Source organism: Megasphaera coli, assembly GCF_900095855.1.
Classification (GTDB): Bacteria; Bacillota; Negativicutes; order Veillonellales; family Megasphaeraceae; genus Megasphaera; species Megasphaera massiliensis_A.
Window position 1 is genome coordinate 1,220,396 of record NZ_FMIY01000002.1, and the last position, 17,950, is coordinate 1,238,345.

At 48.8% G+C, this 17,950-nt stretch carries 20 protein-coding genes and 6 tRNA genes; 5 read left to right on the plus strand and 21 right to left on the minus strand.

Going from position 1 to position 17,950, the window contains the following annotated elements; genetic code table 11:
- From BQ2674_RS06405 to yedE, 3 genes are read right to left on the minus strand one after another with little or no spacing between them, the layout of a single operon-like run.
- Positions 1 to 243: a DUF3343 domain-containing protein gene (locus tag BQ2674_RS06405; RefSeq protein ID WP_075572978.1), complete on the minus strand. Its 243-nt coding sequence runs from the start codon at positions 241 to 243 to the stop codon at positions 1 to 3.
- Positions 244 to 263: 20 nt separating this feature from the next.
- On the minus strand, positions 264 to 467 hold the full coding sequence (locus tag BQ2674_RS06410; protein WP_083222315.1) for a sulfurtransferase TusA family protein: 204 nt from the start codon (positions 465 to 467) through the stop codon (positions 264 to 266).
- Positions 468 to 481: 14 nt separating this feature from the next.
- Entirely contained in the window at positions 482 to 1,543 is a 1,062-nt protein-coding gene (yedE, locus tag BQ2674_RS06415) for a YedE family putative selenium transporter (RefSeq protein ID WP_205407616.1), read from the minus strand.
- Positions 1,544 to 1,674: 131 nt separating this feature from the next.
- On the opposite strand from yedE, the gene BQ2674_RS06420 reads away from it, so the two are divergent.
- Positions 1,675 to 2,823, plus strand: a complete 1,149-nt coding sequence (locus BQ2674_RS06420) for an aminotransferase class V-fold PLP-dependent enzyme (RefSeq protein WP_075572981.1) — start codon at positions 1,675 to 1,677, stop codon at positions 2,821 to 2,823.
- A gap of 41 nt (positions 2,824 to 2,864) precedes the next feature.
- Here BQ2674_RS06420 and BQ2674_RS06425 read toward each other — a convergent pair whose 3' ends face one another.
- From BQ2674_RS06425 to BQ2674_RS06440, 4 genes are all read right to left on the minus strand, one after another.
- Positions 2,865 to 3,695, minus strand: coding sequence for a radical SAM protein (locus BQ2674_RS06425; RefSeq protein WP_075572982.1), 831 nt, complete (start codon positions 3,693 to 3,695; stop codon positions 2,865 to 2,867).
- Positions 3,695 to 4,459 carry a 4Fe-4S binding protein gene (locus BQ2674_RS06430; protein WP_075572983.1) on the minus strand — a complete coding sequence of 255 codons (765 nt, stop codon included), beginning with the start codon at positions 4,457 to 4,459 and terminating at the stop codon, positions 3,695 to 3,697. The genes BQ2674_RS06425 and BQ2674_RS06430 overlap by 1 nt, the downstream gene beginning before the upstream one ends.
- Entirely contained in the window at positions 4,452 to 5,318 is an 867-nt protein-coding gene (locus BQ2674_RS06435; RefSeq protein ID WP_075572984.1) for a substrate-binding domain-containing protein, read from the minus strand. The genes BQ2674_RS06430 and BQ2674_RS06435 overlap by 8 nt, the downstream gene beginning before the upstream one ends.
- A 164-nt stretch (positions 5,319 to 5,482) precedes the next feature.
- Positions 5,483 to 6,871 carry an NAD(P)/FAD-dependent oxidoreductase gene (locus tag BQ2674_RS06440; RefSeq protein ID WP_075572985.1) on the minus strand — a complete coding sequence of 463 codons (1,389 nt, stop codon included), beginning with the start codon at positions 6,869 to 6,871 and terminating at the stop codon, positions 5,483 to 5,485.
- Positions 6,872 to 6,951: 80 nt separating this feature from the next.
- Here BQ2674_RS06440 and BQ2674_RS06445 point away from each other — a divergent pair, with 80 nt between their 5' ends.
- On the plus strand, positions 6,952 to 7,386 hold the full coding sequence (locus BQ2674_RS06445) for a hypothetical protein (RefSeq protein WP_075572986.1): 435 nt from the start codon (positions 6,952 to 6,954) through the stop codon (positions 7,384 to 7,386).
- 164 nt (positions 7,387 to 7,550) lie between these two features.
- Here the strand turns inward: BQ2674_RS06445 and tnpA are convergent, their stop codons facing one another.
- The 9 genes from tnpA to BQ2674_RS06490 form a co-directional block, all read right to left on the minus strand.
- Entirely contained in the window at positions 7,551 to 8,015 is a 465-nt protein-coding gene (gene tnpA, locus BQ2674_RS06450) for an IS200/IS605 family transposase (RefSeq protein ID WP_075572382.1), read from the minus strand.
- A gap of 188 nt (positions 8,016 to 8,203) precedes the next feature.
- Positions 8,204 to 8,279 (minus strand) — tRNA-Val (locus BQ2674_RS06455).
- Between the two features lie 5 nt (positions 8,280 to 8,284).
- Positions 8,285 to 8,359 (minus strand) — tRNA-Glu (locus BQ2674_RS06460).
- Between the two features lie 12 nt (positions 8,360 to 8,371).
- Positions 8,372 to 8,447 (minus strand) — tRNA-Lys (locus tag BQ2674_RS06465).
- Between the two features lie 7 nt (positions 8,448 to 8,454).
- Positions 8,455 to 8,528, minus strand: a tRNA-Gln gene (locus BQ2674_RS06470).
- Positions 8,529 to 8,531: 3 nt separating this feature from the next.
- A tRNA-Asn gene (locus BQ2674_RS06475) sits at positions 8,532 to 8,607 on the minus strand.
- Between the two features lie 27 nt (positions 8,608 to 8,634).
- Positions 8,635 to 8,709: transfer RNA gene (locus tag BQ2674_RS06480), tRNA-Gly, on the minus strand.
- Between the two features lie 28 nt (positions 8,710 to 8,737).
- The gene (locus BQ2674_RS06485; RefSeq protein ID WP_075572987.1) at positions 8,738 to 9,421 is read right to left on the minus strand and encodes a dTMP kinase; all 684 of its coding nucleotides are present in this window, start codon (positions 9,419 to 9,421) and stop codon (positions 8,738 to 8,740) included.
- A gap of 1 nt (position 9,422) precedes the next feature.
- Entirely contained in the window at positions 9,423 to 10,892 is a 1,470-nt protein-coding gene (locus BQ2674_RS06490) for an aminotransferase class I/II-fold pyridoxal phosphate-dependent enzyme (RefSeq protein ID WP_075572988.1), read from the minus strand.
- A 191-nt stretch (positions 10,893 to 11,083) separates the two neighbouring features.
- On the opposite strand from BQ2674_RS06490, the gene BQ2674_RS06495 reads away from it, so the two are divergent.
- On the plus strand, positions 11,084 to 11,926 hold the full coding sequence (locus BQ2674_RS06495) for a pyridoxamine kinase (RefSeq protein ID WP_075572989.1): 843 nt from the start codon (positions 11,084 to 11,086) through the stop codon (positions 11,924 to 11,926).
- Between the two features lie 4 nt (positions 11,927 to 11,930).
- Here BQ2674_RS06495 and BQ2674_RS06500 read toward each other — a convergent pair whose 3' ends face one another.
- The 4 genes from BQ2674_RS06500 to BQ2674_RS06515 all read right to left on the minus strand — a co-directional run bounded on the left by BQ2674_RS06500 (position 11,931) and on the right by BQ2674_RS06515 (position 14,922).
- Positions 11,931 to 12,698, minus strand: a complete 768-nt coding sequence (locus tag BQ2674_RS06500) for an amino acid ABC transporter ATP-binding protein (protein ID WP_075572990.1) — start codon at positions 12,696 to 12,698, stop codon at positions 11,931 to 11,933.
- A 12-nt stretch (positions 12,699 to 12,710) separates the two neighbouring features.
- On the minus strand, positions 12,711 to 13,361 hold the full coding sequence (locus BQ2674_RS06505; RefSeq protein ID WP_075572991.1) for an amino acid ABC transporter permease: 651 nt from the start codon (positions 13,359 to 13,361) through the stop codon (positions 12,711 to 12,713).
- Positions 13,362 to 13,433: 72 nt separating this feature from the next.
- Positions 13,434 to 14,234, minus strand: coding sequence for an amino acid ABC transporter substrate-binding protein (locus BQ2674_RS06510; protein WP_075572992.1), 801 nt, complete (start codon positions 14,232 to 14,234; stop codon positions 13,434 to 13,436).
- A 196-nt stretch (positions 14,235 to 14,430) separates the two neighbouring features.
- Positions 14,431 to 14,922, minus strand: coding sequence for a hypothetical protein (locus tag BQ2674_RS06515; RefSeq protein WP_083222316.1), 492 nt, complete (start codon positions 14,920 to 14,922; stop codon positions 14,431 to 14,433).
- An 81-nt stretch (positions 14,923 to 15,003) separates the two neighbouring features.
- Here BQ2674_RS06515 and BQ2674_RS06520 point away from each other — a divergent pair, with 81 nt between their 5' ends.
- Together BQ2674_RS06520 and BQ2674_RS06525 are read left to right on the plus strand one after the other, a co-directional pair.
- Complete coding sequence (locus tag BQ2674_RS06520; protein ID WP_075572994.1) at positions 15,004 to 15,708, plus strand: GntR family transcriptional regulator; 705 nt, start codon at positions 15,004 to 15,006, stop codon at positions 15,706 to 15,708.
- On the plus strand, positions 15,705 to 16,586 hold the full coding sequence (locus tag BQ2674_RS06525) for an epoxyqueuosine reductase (RefSeq protein WP_075572995.1): 882 nt from the start codon (positions 15,705 to 15,707) through the stop codon (positions 16,584 to 16,586). Before BQ2674_RS06520 ends, BQ2674_RS06525 begins: the two co-directional genes overlap by 4 nt.
- Before the next feature lie 18 nt (positions 16,587 to 16,604).
- Here the strand turns inward: BQ2674_RS06525 and dnaB are convergent, their stop codons facing one another.
- Positions 16,605 to 17,942, minus strand: coding sequence for a replicative DNA helicase (gene dnaB, locus BQ2674_RS06530; protein ID WP_075572996.1), 1,338 nt, complete (start codon positions 17,940 to 17,942; stop codon positions 16,605 to 16,607).
- Positions 17,943 to 17,950: the final 8 nt, after the last annotated feature.

Consider the following 17,950-nt stretch of genomic DNA (forward strand, 5'->3'; position numbering starts at 1 on the left):
TTATGTCGAACTGTAAATCTGCTCATAGCCGTTTTCCGTATGCCGGACAATTTGTTCGACTTCGCCACTTTCGTCACCGGAGTACGTGTAATCGTCAGGCGCCTGAAAACGGATGCCTGTGCCGCAAGACGAGCTCAGGTCCCGCGGCACGGGCATTAACTGAATGTCCGTTACCGACGGATGCGCTTCATTCTTAAAACGAATGGCCCCGAAATGGGAGTAAAAAGTAGCGATATATTGCATGATTACACCTGTTTTCTCACTTATTTTCTAGTAAACACCAACTTGAAATCTTCGCCTTCAGGCGCCGATTTTACTGTATACCCGTGGTTAGATACGTAGCGCGTAACATTTTCCATAGCCGTGTGTGTATCCACCATCATCTCATATTCCTGTTCCTGTGACTCCAAAGCCTTTTTCGCCATAATAACAGGTTCGGGGCAAGAGTATCCGCGTGCATCTATCATCGTGATCCCTCCTTCTATGCGCTCTGCTTACGTGTATTGACAACAGCAATAATAAAAGCAACGACAAAGCCGATGATAACGGCGACCTGACCGTTAAACGTCGGACCGGCGCCGGAAGCCGCCAAATTGAAATTATGAGCGAACGCCGCACCGACAATAAGTCCGAGAACGGTGACTGCCGAGTCGGAGTTTCCTTCACCGGTCAAAATAAGCTGACGCATCGGGCAACCGCCGAGAAGGATGCTGCAAAAACCTGCAAGAGCCATGCCGAGCAAATTCCACAAGCCGTCCGTATGGGCGATCGGTTGATTGGCAAAACCCGGATGGAAGTTACCGAAAGAAATATTTACAAGAAAAGCTGCAACCAATACAGCTACAAAGCCCAGTATCAATTTTGTTTCGTGGAATAAGATTATATCACGAATACCGCCTACCATGCAAAGACGGGTATATTGCGCCAAGCCGCCTACAACAAGGCCTGCAATCAAAGATACCGCCCAAGCCGCATGCATGGCACCGGGACCCTTTTCACTGAAGAAAATGAAAGCCGGGGCCGTAACGACAAAAATCAGCAATACTACCTGTAATACGGGCATAACGGCCGTATCGAGTTTCGTCAATTTATACGTGCGCTTCAGAGAATAGCCGTTCTTTAAGAAAACCGTCCCGATACCGATACCGATAACAAAGCCGACAAATCCCAAGATTGCATTCCAGTCACCGCCGGCAAGGCGAAGAATCAAGCGGAAAGGGCAACCGAGAAACATCAGGCACCCGATCATGACCAGGACTCCCAAAATAAAACGAGTCATCGGTGAAGAGCCGCCTTTAGACACATGTTCACCGCGAATAACCGACAAAATAAATGCACCTAAAATAAGACCGATAATTTCGGGACGAATATATTGTACCGGTGCGGCACGGTGCAGCCCCAAACCGCCTACAGTATCCCGAATGAAGCAGGCAATACAAAAGCCCATGTTGGCGGGGTTGCCCGCAAGGACCAAAAAGCCCGCAATGGCGCCGATAATCAAACCGGCAATAATAATAGCGCGTTTCTCATGTGTAATTCCCAAGATAAATCCTCCTCTCGAAATCGCGGTCAGGTACCGTTCACACCATACCGTCATATAAAAATATTTGAAAATCTCCGGCCTGTACACTATACTGAACGGGTAAAGAGAAATCAACAAACAGGAGAGAGAAAATGGAAAAACTTTATTTAGACAACGCGGCAACGACATTCCCAAAACCGGCAGTCGTTCCCGACGCAATGAGCGATTTCATCAAAAACCACGGGGTAAACATCAACCGCGGCTCGTACGCGCCTGCATATGACATGGAAGAACTCGTCTTCAACACGCGCCGCCGCCTTGCCGACCTTTTCGGCGGGAAGGATGTGAAAAACGTAATTTTCACGCAAAATGTCACCATGAGCCTGAACATGGTTATCAAAGGACTTTTCGGCAAGACGGACCACCTCCTCGTCTCCGCTATGGAGCACAATGCGGTTATGCGGCCTATTGTGCAGCTCAGTCATGACGGGCTGACCTTCGACAGGATTCCCTGTGCAGTCGACGGTACTCTTATTTCATCAGAAATGGAGCGGCTTGTCCGTCCTGAAACAAAAGCAATTATCATGACCCATGCGTCCAACGTCTGCGGTACGGTCATGCCGCTTGCTGAGGTCGGCGCTTTTTGTAAAAAGCACAACCTGCTCTTCATTGTCGACAGCGCCCAAACGGCCGGCACCTTGCCCATCGACATGAAGACGATGCACATTGACGTCCTGTGCTTTACGGGCCACAAGGGACTTCTCGGTCCCCAGGGCATCGGCGGCTTCGTTCTCAGCGATGAAGTGGCCAAAGCCATGACGCCGCTCATTGCCGGCGGTACGGGCAGCCTTTCCCATTCGGAAGAAATGCCCGACTTTTTGCCGGATAAATTCGAATCGGGAACAATGAATCTCCCCGGTATCGTCGGTCTCCACGCAGCCCTGAAGTTTCTTGACGAAACGGGCATGACCGCAATCCATCAGAAAGAAATGGCTCTTACGGAACAATTTCTCGCCGGCATTGCTGCAGTCAAGCATATTCACCTCGCCGGAAAGCAAAGCCTTGCCGATCGCACAGCCGTCATTTCCATCGCCTCAACAACGATGGACAACGCGAAACTCGCCGTTCGTTTGGAATCGGAATACGGCATCCTCACCCGTGTCGGGCTGCACTGCGCGCCGTCGGCACATAAAACGCTGCAAACCTTCCCGAGCGGCACGGTGCGCTTTTCTTTCGGTTATTTTAACACGGAAAGTGAAATCGATACGGCCGTAAAAGCACTTCATGCCATTTGTGACTAACAGTCATATAAAAGGCCTGTTCCTATGGAATAGGTCTTTTTTTATTCTGCCCCCAACTTTCCGCATGCATCGGCACGGCAACGACAGCAATGAGTCATTTGCGGCATTACTTGGCCGATGAATTGACGAATACGGTGCAGTTCTTTATCCGTCGGCGCCGTTTTCCCCGCAAAAGGCGTATCATGAACGGGAATCATAGAGATACAGTTCATAATATCCGCTCCCCAGGCGGATGCTTTGGCGGCAATTTCCGGTATATGCTCCATATTGACACCCGGTATGACAACCGTATTGATTTTGACGATCAGCTTATTTTCCTTCAAGCGCCTGATCGCTTCATCCTGACGATCCAGCAAAATTTCTGCGCCCTCTATACCCGTGTAAGTCCTGCCCTCATGACGCACGAACGCGTATACGTCGGCACCTACTTCAGGACGAACGGCGTTGACCGTAACCGTAACATGGCTAATGCCGATTTCGACCAGCTCGTCCACGTATTCCGGCAAGGCCAGTCCGTTACTGGAAAGACACAGCATGACTCGCGGGAAGTGAGCACGCACCTTCTCAAAGGTGGAAATCGTCTTATCGGCATCACACATGGGATCTCCCGGTCCGGCAATACCGACGACGGAAATATCCTGTCGCCTGGCGAAAAGTTTTTCCAGCATATCCACCGCCTCATCCGGCGTATACACGTGCTGTGTGACGCCGGGACGATTTTCATTGGCACAGTCATACATACGGTTGCAGAAGTTGCACTGAATATTGCAGTCAGGCGCGACGGGCAAATGAACGCGCCCCCAATTGGCGGACGCCTCCTTATTAAAACAAGGATGATTATTTAAAAAACTTTGTCCCCTTATGTCCGTCATTATTCCTTACCCTTTCTGCCGAACTTAATCGCGTTCTTATGGCATACGTTCAGGCAATCACCGCAGTTGGTACAGTTCATTTCGTCAGGACGCGTCCCCATTTCGCATGTACGCAGGCAAGCGTCGCAATTGTCGCAGGCGCTCGTCTTATATACGCGGAAAAAGGAAATTTTACGAATAAGTTCCATCGCGCCGCCGACAGGACAGATAAAACGGCACCAGAAGTTGGCAATAATGAGAGAAGCCGCAATCAGCGACACGACCATTACGGTACGTACGGCCCAATACCAATCGGCAAAGCGAACGGACATGATGACCGCATTAAAATACTCATCACTCGTACGCATAGGAATCATGACCCGCGGGTTATCAAGACAGAAGTATACGCCCAGGCCGATAAGAATTGTAATGACCATGCCGATTTGAGCGAACCTCATGCGCTTATCGCGTATCTTCAGCTTTGTAATCGCCAGCTTGCCGAGTATTTGATTGACAAGACCGCTCGGACAGAGCCAGCCGCAAAAGGCACGGCCCAAGAAGATGGCAAGGAGCGGTATAAAGAGCCAAAAACCGAAGAAATATGCCGTAATACGCCCCCAACAGGTGATGACGGGACATCGCTCACAATTGACGAAGGGAACAATAAAGGGACATCGGAAAATCCCGTAGTATACCCATTTACCCATAACTGCAAGGAATACGAGCTGTACTAAGCGGCGCAGCTTGGGAAGATAAAATGTATTTACTTTCTCTTTATTAGACATCTTTTACGCCGAACCTTTCTATTAAATCCAAGCCCCGCGGTGAATGAACGGAGGTAAACCCGTTGTGCTCAAACGCGGCCTGGCCTTCATCGGAACGAATAAAATCAACGAAGTCATCTGCCAACGCCCTGTCTTGAACATATTTCATCACATTAATAGTAAACGTTAACGGTGCCGGCGGAATAAATTTAGGATCGATCGGCATGTATTCGATTTTATCTTTAAACCGATCGTGCGTAGTCAACCGTTTTTCAATAATCGATACATCGCCCTTTCCCTCAATAAGGCCGCACATCATTTTAATGACGCACGTTTCGTTGACGATCATATTTTGCATAAATGCGTCCGTGAGCCCCGATTTCTTCATAATTCCCTGAACGGAAGCGCTGCCCGGAGGAGAAGCCCCTAAGGGAAGCATAACGCGTACTCCCGGTTCGGCCATATCCTGTAAATCACGAATACCCGCAGGGTTTCCCTTCGGCGTAACAATGACGTAATCCGTAAAACAGAGAGGTTTAAAAGCCAAGCTTACACCTTTCTTGCGCATATTCTTAGCCAGCTCCAGCCCGCGGGCACCGAAAATTTCCGTCTGTCCTTTTAGCGATAAAAGTGCTTTACCCAAGGCACCGGCAAACGCACCCGTATATTGAATATTATGACCCGTTTTCTTTTCGTAAATTTCGTTAGCCTCAATAAAAGCCTCCGATAAACCTCCGCAGGACCAAACTTCCAGAGAGTCTGATTTAAAGGGCGTGTATCCGGCGGAAATCAGCTTCGGCACGGCTGAAGCTGCAGCGGCGGATAGAGCGGCACCTTTAATAAATTGCCGTCTGGAAATCCGATCTTTCAAAAAATCCATATTTGTTACTCCTCTCACATATTCACAGGGTCAAGAAACCCGGTGTTTTCATTATCTTCTATTATCATTATTATGTACATAATATATAAAAAATATCTATAATTCCGGTTGTGGAATTATAGATATCAATAATTTTCTTTCACTTCTTAAATTTTGCGGGAATTTCAACATTCTTCCCGAGCCGTAATGACCTGTCCCACCGTTACTCCCGCAGCCGACGCTTGTACAAGACCGCGCGTAATACCGGCACCGTCACCTATAGCAAAGAAGTTGTGCACCTTCGTCTCCAGATTTGCACTAAGTTCAAGGCGATTTGAATAGAACTTAACCTCCACACCGTAGAGCAGTGTATGCCGCGAATTGGCCCCGGGCGCAACCTCGTCGAGAGCGGCGAGCATTTCCTTAATATCCTGCAAATGGCGATAGGGCAGGACAAGCGACAGATCGCCGGGCGTTGCCGTCGGCATAGTCGGCCGCACGAGGCCGCGCATAATTCGCTCTTCCGTCGAGCGGCGCCCGTCAAGCAGATCGCCCAAGCGCTGTACAATAACGCCGCCGCCGAGTATATTGGCCAAATTGGCAATATACTTGCCGTATTTAATAGGCTCCCGAAAAGGTTCCGTAAACTTTTTCGACACGAGGACGGCAAAATTCGTGTTCCCGCTCTTTTTATGGGCATAGCTGTGGCCATTGACTGTTAACAGTCCATCGTTGTTTTCCGTTACGACAAAGCCGTTGGGATTCATACAAAAGGTTCGTACGCGGTCATCAAAGGAGCGACTGAAGTAGACGAGCTTTGATTCATAAACGACATCCGTAATAGACTCCAGCACTTCCGCCGGCATTTCTACGCGAACGCCGATGTCGACGGCATTACTCGTAAATTCCAACCCAAGTTGCGACACTTCGTTAACAAACCATTCCGCCCCTTCTCTCCCGGGCGCGCCGACAAGATAACGGCAGCCGTAAAACATATCCTTAATGATGACACCCTTGACGACGCCGCTTTCCGCTATAATCCGGTCAACAGCCGTATCCGCCATAATGTCCGCCTTATCTGCCAAAAAATCGCGCATATTCGTCAAAATTTCACCGTTCACGTCGGTTCCTAAATGGCGAATGCGCGCCGGTATGAGCCGCAGGTCTGCCGCGGCAGCCTTGCGTTTCAAGTCACGAATAAGGTCGGCATGCTCATCGCCGTACACTTTTCGCCCGGCTCCGCCGAAATGACAGTACGTTTTATCGACATATCGAATCTTTTCGGCCAACTCTTCTTTGGACAAATAATCATCCAGGTTACCGCCGAATTCCGTCGTAAGTGTCAGCTTTCCGTCGCTGAACGCGCCGGCACCGCCCCAACCGCAGACGACGTTGCGCACCTTATCTTTAGGCAAGGCATTCTTATTTCGACTCGTCGCAATGCGCTCCCGTATATCCTGCCCCTTTTCGACCATCAGAATCTTCAGCCCCTTGCCGGCCAACTCGAGAGCGGTGAAAATACCGGCCGGACCGGCGCCGATAATAATAACATCGTATGTTTTTACGGCTTTCATATTTTTGCCTCCTCCGCCGTATGCTACGGCAAAATATGGTATAATAACTGCAATATCATGCTTTTTGAAAGGAGTTTCTCATGCCCGGAACACGCCGCCGCCAACCGTATGAAAAAGTAAATTTTCAGCAGGAAGTGTACTTGCAGGTGAGTATTTTCTTGTGGACGCTCTTCCTTATGATTATACTACTGGCCGCTTTCTTTTTCCAAATGCCCGTCGCCGCATCAGCCGTTATCACCGCCGTTTTACTGTCCTCTACACTGGTTTTACGCATAAAGTTCAAAGATTTTTACAAATTCCGCGACCGCGGCCAGCGGACCTGGTGTGCCACATGCGCCCTCTACGCAAGTCTCTGTCTGACGGGCGGCTGCATTTATGTATATAATCAGTCCGCCGAAATGACGTGGGATTACGCCCTCGTCTTTCTCTTCGGTTTTCTTTTTTTCACATATATGGCCTATAGAAGCCTCAGTCCGACAATGGTTGTCGGCAACAAACGAACGAGTATCCGCTAAGGTGTTACGGCAACAAATCATAACCACCAGTAGAACTGGTGGTTTGCTCTGACCCTATAAGGGTCTATCTCTTGTGGTAGCACCAAATGGTGCACTGAATAAAATCCGGCAATCACATCACTGTTACTGGCAGCCCCCTACTCGGGGGCTCTTTCTTTGCCTACTTATGTACTCTTCTTACCCGTAAACGGGTCTACATACTCTTTGAAATCCAACGTGTCCTGTGCTATATCTTCCTGCAGTTGTTGTCGGATATAGGTTTTTATCGCACCTTCGTATTTTCCTACCGTGTCCACATAGTAACCCCGACACCAAAAATGTCTATTGCCATACTTATATTTTAAGTTTGCATGTTTATCAAATATCATTAAACTGCTCTTACTTTTTAGATATCCCATGAAACCGAATACACTTAGATGTGGTGGTATTGTCACCAGCATGTGGATATGATCCGGACAACATTCTGCTTCCAGTATTTCTACGTGCTTCCGGGTGCACAACTCCCGCAATATTTTTCCTATATCCACCTTTATGGTCCCATATATAGCTTGTCTTCTATATTTGGGCGCAAATACGATATGGTATTTGCATCTCCATTTACTGTGTGATAAGCTTTGTACGTCATTCATTGACAGTGAACCTCCTATCCGTTATGTGATGTGGTTGCCAGACCATCATCATTCTAACACAGGAGGTTCCTTCTTTTTCTATAAGTATTTTTTTGCTCCCCCAGTAAACTGGGGGTTTAGTCATGCCTGTTCGGCGCCAACAAAAAGAACTATCTACCGGAAAGGATAGATAGTTCTTTTTGCGTATTTGGTGGGCGATGACAGGATCGAACTGCCGACATCTTGCTTGTAAGGCAAGCGCTCTCCCAGCTGAGCTAATCGCCCGAGTGTGGTGACCCCTACGGGATTCGAACCCATGTTATCGCCGTGAAAGGGCGGTGTCTTAACCGCTTGACCAAGGGGCCATGAAAGATTTGTGGTGATCCACCCGAGATTCGAACTCGGGACACCCTGATTAAAAGTCAGGTGCTCTGCCGACTGAGCTAGTGGATCATAAATTTGGCAGGGGTAGCTGGATTCGAACCAACGATGACGGAGTCAGAGTCCGTTGCCTTACCGCTTGGCGATACCCCTATGTGGCTCCTCAAGTAGGACTCGAACCTACGACAAATCGGTTAACAGCCGATTGCTCTACCAACTGAGCTATTGAGGAATACTTGCTTTCCTCTAAAGAGAAAAATGGAGCGGAAAACGAGGCTCGAACTCGCGACCCCCACCTTGGCAAGGTGGTGCTCTACCACTGAGCTACTTCCGCATGACAACGGTTATTATACTATAGTATTTTAAGCCTTGTCAATATACCTTTCTCTAATAAGCCGGTATACTTCTTCATGAATGGCCTCGGCAGGACGCAGAGTACCGTCGTAAACACAATTCACTACATGCCAGCCGTATTTCTTTACGAGTTCTCCATAGGCTTTATGACATTTATCAAGAAAGCTCCGGTTGTTTTCATGAATATCCCCCGTTTGTCCGCCTGTCTTACCTGCTCTTGCCGCCATGAGCCGCGCCGACACATCCTGCGGCACGTCGAGAAGCACCACGCCGTCCGGCTCGGGCAAGCCCAGTTTATGAAACTCGAAATCCGTCAGCCAGTCGAGGAACGCTTCCCGCTCCGGTGCAGCATCAATTTTAATCATTTGGTAAAGCATGTTACTCGTCGTGTAGCGGTCGGCCAGGACGATACCGCCGCTTTTAAAAAAAGCCTTCCACTTGCGTTCATACGAAGCGACCCGGTCCACCGCATAAAAGGCCGAAGCCGCATAGGGATTCACCGCATCGGCATGTGTACCGAAGTCGCCGCGCAAATACATTTTCACAAGGGCACTCGACTCGCTGTCATAATCGGGAAAGTTTACAGCCATGACGGGAAACCCGTCTTTTTCCAAATGCTTGTGCAATAATTCAGTCTGCGTCGCCTTGCCGCTGCCGTCGCCGCCTTCAATAATAATCAGTTTTCCTGCCATCTTACTTCTCCCGTCTCTTTATTACACGCAAAGCCTTCCCCGTCTTATCAGCGCAGCCGTGCGCTCCATAGCCTTCACTTGTCTTTTTGCGAATATACACGGCACAGGCTTCCGTCACTTCTTCACCCGGCGCCAATACAGGTATGCCCGGCGGGTAAAAGAGGACCGGCTCCGCCGCTATCCTGCCTATAGCCTGCTCCAACGGCACGAGCTGCGTCTCGCCTTGCCAAGCCTGCCGCGGCGATAAACGTACGACAGGTTCCGGCAGCGGTATTTCCGCAACGGCGCCGTTTTGCTCAGCTTCATTGCAAATTGTACTTATCTTGAGGCAAGCTTCATATAAGGCAGCTACACTTTCCACAGTGTCACCCAGAGTAATCAGTACCAGGACATGATTGCCTGCCGTCAGTTCCGCTTCTATCTTCTCCTGCCGCAAGAGCCGTTCCGCCTGCGCTCCGGTCAAGCCCAAGCCGGAAAAGTCAATACAGATTTTCGTTTCATCGAACCCGCCGAGACCGCCATATTTCGCTAAAATATCCTTACCGAAAGAAACTATACCCGGGATCTCGTTTAATTTACGGCGCAGCGCGGCTGCCAACGTCAATGTCCGTTCAAGCAGGCCGTGCCCTTCCAGCGCCATTTGCTGCCGCGCACTGTCCAAAGAGGCGAGAAACCAATAATGAGGGCTCGTTGACTGCACAAAAGACATTGCCTCAACCACCTTGTCGGTCAGCGCAAAGCCGCGGCGGCAATGAAGCATGGATGTCTGTGTCAAAGAACCTGCCAATTTGTGCGTACTTTGCGCCACGCAATCGGCGCCGCACGACAAAGCGGACGACGGCAAACCGGGATGCATGCCGAAGTGAGCTCCGTGCGCCTCATCGACAAGAACCACGAGTCCCTGCTCATGTGCATAATCCGCAAGAACCGTTAAGTCCACACACACGCCGTCGTATGTAGGATACGTAAACAGGACGGCCCTGGCTGCCGGATGTGCCGCAATAACCCGCTTCAATTCCGCCAAGTCCGGCCCCAGAGAAATCTGCTCGTCAAAGGCAAAACGACTCTTCATATAAACGGGCTTCGCACCGCTCAAAATAAGACCGTTCATGACGCTCTTATGAACCTCTCTGGAGATAATAAGTTCATCGCCTTCGCCGCAAACAGCCAAAATCATGGCTTCAATACAAGCGGTTGTTCCGTTGACGGAAAAACAGGTTCTTCCGGCACCATACAAGTCGGCAGCAAGTTCCATAGCTTCACCTAAAGGGCCGGTGGGATCGAATAAATCATCAAGCGCATACATGAGCCCCAAATCCCGCGTCAATGCCGAACCGAAGAGTTTTTTTTGGTAAGCGGAAATTCCCTGTCCCAGCTTATGACCCGGCGTATGATAGGCGAAAAAATTTTTTTTGCAATATTCTTCCAACGCCGTCACAAAAGGCGTATTTTGCTGCTTCTCTTTATCCATGGACTACCTCGATACAGGCTCATCGCTCTCAAACGGAGGAATTTCAAATTTATGTTATTGTATCATACGAGTCACCACCGCGGTAGATAAAACATTCCAGATAAAGACATTCCGTCTCCTCATCTGTCCATTTACAAACTCCTTGTTTTTCCATAAAATATAAGTACAGTTTTTTCTAAGGAGTGATATATATGTCTACAAAACGAGTCTTGGCAATACATGATTTATGCTCTTTCGGCCGGTGCTCTCTGACGGCGGCCATTCCTGTCATTTCCGTACTCGGCAGTCAGGTATGTCCTTTTCCGACAGCTGTTTTCAGCAATAATTTGACGTACGGCGAATTTACAAACACCGACTTGACGCCGCAAATGTCCGAATTTCTCGCTATGTGGGAGAAATTAGGTTTCCGGTATGACGCCATATACAGCGGCTTCCTGGCAAATGCCGCCCAAGTAACGCTCGTAAAAGAAACAATTGCCCGTTTTGCTGCCGACGGCACGCTCGTCGTCGTCGATCCGGCAATGGCCGATAACGGTGAACTATATCCTGTTTTCGACGAATCCATCATCGGTGCCATGCGTACCCTTATTGCAGATGCCGTACTGATTACACCGAATTATACGGAGGCGGCCCTCCTCTTGGGCGAAGATCCGCATATTTCAGGTATTCCGACAACAAAATCGCTCCTGCAAAAATGTAAAGACTTGTCCAAGCACGGACCGAAGCGGATCATTATTACGAGCGTACCTACGCAAACGGGCATAAAGAATATCAGCTATGACAGTATAAGTGAATCTTTTGACGAAGCGACGACATATAAGGTACCTTTCGCAACCTGCGGTACGGGCGACCTCTTTACCTCCACCGTTACGGGACTGCTCCTAAAAGGCATGGACCTTCATACGGCCGCCGAAACGGCAACAAAGTTCCTCACGCGCGTCCTCGACTATACGCACGAGTCGGGCTCCGATTATCGTGAAGGCGTTCAGGTAGAACCGTGTTTGGGGCTGTTAGCAACACCCGAATTGCTGTAATCCCTTAGAAGTGCAGCATAGAGTTTAAAAAATTTTTTGTCCGTTCATTTTTGGGCTGACCGAAAATCTCTTCCGGCGTACCTTCTTCCTGAATCATACCGTCAGCCATAAATATAATCCGGTCCGCCACTTCTCTGGCAAAGGCCATTTCATGAGTTACGATGAGCATAGTCATGTCGTCATCAGCCAGTTGTTTAATCGTCTGCAGCACTTCGCCCGTCAATTCCGGATCGAGCGCCGATGTAGGCTCGTCAAAAAGCATAATATCCGGATTCATCGCCAAGGCGCGGGCAATAGCAACGCGCTGCTTTTGGCCGCCTGATAACTGAGACGGATATACATCCCGTTTTTCCCACAATCCGACCTTGCGGAGCAAGTTTTCCGCCAACGGTCGGATTTCTTCGTCCTGCAACCCCTTTACAATGCGCGGCGCTTCCATAATATTGGCCAAAATCGTCATATGCGGAAAGAGATTGAACTGTTGAAAGACCATCCCCATACGGCGGCAAATAGCGCGAACTTTCGCCGTCGGCGCATATACGGAACGCTGACCGCCTTCAGGTTGCCGGACCATCACTTCACCGCCGACAACAATTTCGCCCTTATCGATTGTTTCCAATTCACAAAGACAGCGCAAGAACGTGCTCTTACCGCTGCCTGACGGACCGATGATGGAAACAACTTCACCTGCCTCCATATGGAGGGAAACATCTTTCAATACTTCCAGAGTTCCGAAATATTTTCCGATATGATTCATTTCAATAAAACTCATTTGCAGTTCCTCCTACCCCTCATATACGGCAAAGCGGTTTTCAAGATACATGAACAGTCGTGTCAGGACGAAGGTAAATACCAGGTAAAATACGGCGGCTACTACGAAGGCGGTCGTATCGAAATCGCGCTGTACAATGGAGCGCGTAATGCGCAGAACATCGTTCATAGCAAGAATATACACGAGAGACGTATCCTTCAGAAGATTAATCGTTTCATTGGCTACAGGCGGTAATACGCGTTTAATAACCTGCGGCAAAATGACATGGCGCATGGCCTGCTTATATGTCATGCCCAAGACCTTGGCACCTTCATACTGCCCCCTGTCGATGGACTGAATACCGCCGCGGAAAATTTCCGCAAAGTATGCGGCGTAGTTAAAGACAAAGGCGATGATGGCTGCCGGAAAATCAGGCAATCGCAGACCGGACACAAGAAAGGGCAGACCGTAATAGATAAAAAGAATCTGCAGCATGAGCGGCGTACCGCGCATAAGATAAATATAGGCGGCCATGAATTTCCGCAGCGGCACGAACGGCGCGAGACGCGCCATAGCCATGAAAATGCCGAGAGGCAAACTGAGGACGATGGTAATGACAAAAATCTTCAACGTAATCTGTAGGCCTTCGGCAATGGAAGGCACAATGGCAAGCATATAATCCATTAAAAACACCCCGTTGTGTAAACGAACGAAATGAGGGACATAAGCGCCCCTCATATGCGTACGTATAAATTGCTATTGAACTTTTATCGTAATATCTTCACCAAACCACTTTTGCGACAGCTTGGTCATCGTACCGTCTTCACTCAATTGTTTTAAAACACCGTCGAGTTTTTCTTTCAAGAGCGTATCTTCCCGGCGCATGCCTATGCCGAATTCTTCATCGCCCATATTTTGATCGACCACCTTGAACTGTCCCGGTTTCTTGCTCATATAATATCTGCCGACAACGCTGTCTACGAGAACCCCGTCAATACGACCTACTTCCAAGTCCATCAGAGCCGCCACGTAGTCGCCGTACATTTTAATATTTCCCAAGGAAGATTTAAATTCCGCTGCCTTATTTAAGGCATCTACGGCGCTGCTGCCTTCCTGCGTGCCCAAGACCTTGCCGGCCAGCCCGGCTTTGTCGTTGATATTCGCATCAGCACGTACAACAAGGAGCTGTGCATTTTTCATGTAAGGCTTGGAAAAAGCAATCTGTTGCTTTCGTTCGTCCGTAATCGTAAGGCCGTTCCAAAGAAGGTCTACCTGTTTACTCTTTAAGGCCGCTTCCTTGCTGTCCCAGTCAATGGGCTTAAATTCTACGGGCACACCCAAACGACTGCCCGCCTCTTTAGCCAAGTCAATATCAAACCCGACGATTTGACCGCTGTCATCACGGAAGCCCATGGGAGGAAAATTGTCATCGAAGCCGATAACAATTTTATTGGGCATTTTCTGCTCCGTTTTCGCCGAATCGCTGCCGCATCCTGTAAGTACCGCGGCTATTGTTGTTGCTGCTATTGCCGTTATTATCCATTTTTTCACATTCATGATGATTTCCTCCTGAACTTACTATACTTCCGGTAAGAACCTTGTGCCGGCTAATCTCTTTAGAAGGTCTTCCCTGTAAGATGTATTTCATTTTACTTTATCATGTTAAATTAGTAAAGATTCCTTATATTAAAAAATCATTATATCAATCCTATTTATCTTCTATTATATTTTCATTTCTTTCTTATTCTTCTTTTTATTCCTCTCTTTCCTGTTCACGTCGTATTCTCTCTAAAATATTTTGTTTTGCTTCCTTTGAAAGAAATCGTAACCGCACCGCCTGAATAACGATACCGCCGATTTCCGGCTGCCCCAGTTCAAAATCAGCCCATTCGGGGGATACGGAGAAAATAATTTCATAAGGAATAAACACTAAATACTCGGTCCCTTTTATCTGCTCGGAAAAAAATTCATATAAGGAATGACATTGCTTTCGCACGACAAGCCCTTTTTCCGTCACGTAGCAGACAATATCACGCTGCCTGTAAATACGCAGCAAGCAAAAGAAAAGCCCTGCCAGCAAATAAATTTTATGCCCCGCACTTGTCTCACGCATAAAAAGGCAAAAAAAGTAAATACTGACAACGGCGAACACGGCTTGCAAAACAAAGACAACCAGTCGCCCGTTTTCATATGTTTTTTCTACGGCGCCGCAAGAAAACCGCCGTTGTAATTCTTCCGCTTTCACTATCTCCGCCTCCGTTCGGACTTTGCAAGGCATGCCTCTATAGTATATGATATTTATATAGGGATTACATAGCAGGAGTGTATGATGAAAAAAAATAATATGCCTGCCCTCAAGGATCAGGTCTATACAATCATAAAAAATCGATTGCTTGAACAAACATATCAAGGCGGTCATATTCTGACGGAGCGCGCCTTGGCGGAAGAACTGCGCGTAAGTCGTACACCTGTGCGCGCAGCCTTGCAGCAGCTGCAAAAAGAAAGCTGGCTTCGTTATGTGCCGCATAAGGGAATTGTCGTTCGCAACCTGGACGAAAAAAACTTGACCCATATTTTTCAAATTCGAACGGCATTGGAAGAGTTGGCAGTCCGTTTGGCCTGTGAAAAAATCACGAAAGATCAACTGGAGCTTCTGCGCTTACTCGTTAATCAGCAAAAAAAACTGGCTCAGCGCGCCTTGCCCACATACAACGAATTTATTTTCAGCGACACGGAATTTCACAATATCATTGTTACCGCTACGGGAAACGCTTTACTTCGCACACTGGTAGACGAGATTCGCGACAAGATAAAACGAACCGGCATAAACTCCCTGTACAGTCGCCCAAACCGCATACAGGAAGCGGCCCAGGAACACGAAGCCATTGTCGACGCGTTGCAACGCGGTGATGAGGACAAGGCCCTTTTAGCCATGAAAGAGCATCTCCACCTCTGTTATACGTCCGCCTACAGCTATATCGTCTCCGAAACTGCTGAAACAGCTCCCATTGAATGCGATTCCGACATATGAATAAAGAGATTTTAAAGGACTTCTGTCTTTCTCTCGGTCTGGACGCGGTAGGCATCGCATCGGTCGACTTACCGCCGGAAGACTTGCAGTCTCCCATTTGCCCTCTGGCCGCAGGTCAAGGCAAAAGCAGGTACGACCCGCGGCGTATTATGCCGGACTGCAGATCCCTCATTGTGGTTCTCTTTCCTTACTTTTACGGCTATCCCCCTGAAAGTAATCTGGCCCTGTACTGTCACGGCCCGGATTACCACAACGTTATAAAATCATATTTGCATAAAATCGGCACCTTCCTACGGTCCGATGACGCAACGCTCACGTATATGCCCGTTGCCGATACTTCACCGCTGGCGGATCGCCTGCTGGCACGCATGGCAGGACTTGGATTCATAGGCGACAACCAATGCCTTATTAACGAAAAGTACGGTTCCTATTGTTTTATCGGCACCATTTTAGTGAATCGCTTCTTTGAACCGGACAGTCCGTCTGCAGGCGAATGCCTGCACTGTCGTGCTTGCAGTCACAGTTGTCCGGGCCGCTGTTTTGCACTTGACAGGACATACGACTATCGCTTGTGCAAGTCCTATTTGACACAGAAAAAAGGAGACCTTACGGCAAAAGAAATCGCCGTAATCCGCAAGACCGCCTATATTTTCGGCTGCGACGAGTGCCAACGCGTCTGCCCGCACAATGCGTCCGTCGCCGTAACACCCCTGCCGGAGTTCCGCGAAGACTTGCTTCCCTATCTGGATGCAACCGAATTGGAACCGATGACAAACGGAGAGTTTAAAGAACGCTACGGCACCAGAGCTTTTTCATGGCGCGGAAAAAAAATACTTATCCGCAATGCCGAATACTTAAGAAGCACGCTCAAAAAATAGTCTTGAACGTGCTTCTTTTTATTGCGGCGGCTCCGTGTGCTGCGTATCCAAATTCATAAACAGTGTGTACTCGCCCCTGAAATAAAGCTTCACCGTGCCGACGGGGCCGTTGCGATGCTTCGCAACGATAACTTCCGTTATATGCTGATTTTCCGTTTCCTTATTATAATAATCTTCCCTGTAGAGGAAGGAGACGATGTCCGCATCCTGCTCGAGTGCTCCCGATTCACGCAGGTCGCTGAGCATGGGCCGTTTGTCCTGCCTGGATTCAACGCTGCGGCTCAACTGCGAAAGCGCTATGAGCGGCACCTTCAATTCTCGCGCCAAGGCCTTTAAAGAACGGGAAATATCGGAAATCTCCTGCTGCCGACTTTCCGCGTTTCGCCCCTGCATGAGCTGCAAATAATCGACGACGATTAAATCGAGACCGTTCTCCGATTTGAGCCGTCTTGCTTTAGAACGCATTTCCGCAATGCCGATACCCGGCGTGTCGTCAATATAAATGGGCGCGTCGTAGAGCTTGCTGCATGCCTCCGTCAGCTTCGCCCATTCCTCATCCGTATTCAGCTGGCCTGTACGCAGTTTTTGCGAATCGACGTGCGAAAGTTGGCATAATAAGCGCTGAACCAGTTGTTCCTGTGACATTTCCAGGGAGAAAAAAGCGACTGTTTTGCGTTGCCGCACGCCGACATTTTGTGCAATATTCAGCGTAAAAGCAGTCTTTCCCATACTCGGCCGGGCTGCAACAAGAACCAGGTCGGAAGACTGCAGGCCCGACGTCAGCTGATCGAAATCGCGAAATCCCGTGGGCAGGCCGGTCAGGCCCTCTTTATTTTCATAGAGCTTGGTTATTTTATCCAGGGCCACGTCGACGACTTTCCCGACGGAAGCAAAATCGCCGTGTCGTCGTTTATCACCTAAACGCAGGATTTTCCGTTCCGCATTGTCCAGGAGTTCTTCCGTTTCCTTTTCGCCGCCGTACGCCTCTGCAGCCAAATCGGTACACGTATGAATAAGATTGCGGGCCAACGCTTTTTCCGAAACGATATTGGCATGGTATTCAATATTAGCGGCCGTCGCCACAAGATTGGGCAGACTGAGCACATACTCCAGGCCTCCGGCCTCGTCTATCTTTTTCATGCGCCGCAATTCTTCGGACAAGGTAATTACGTCAATTTCTTTATTCTCTTTATGTAAGTGCTCCATAGCCTCGAAAATAATGCGGTGCGTGTCGCGATAGAAATCATCGGACTTCAGCATTTCCAGACCTGTAACGACGGCGTTGCGCTCAATGAGCATGGCACCTAAGACGGCCTGTTCCGCTTCTACATTTTGAGGCGGTATACGTTGTTCCATACGCGGCT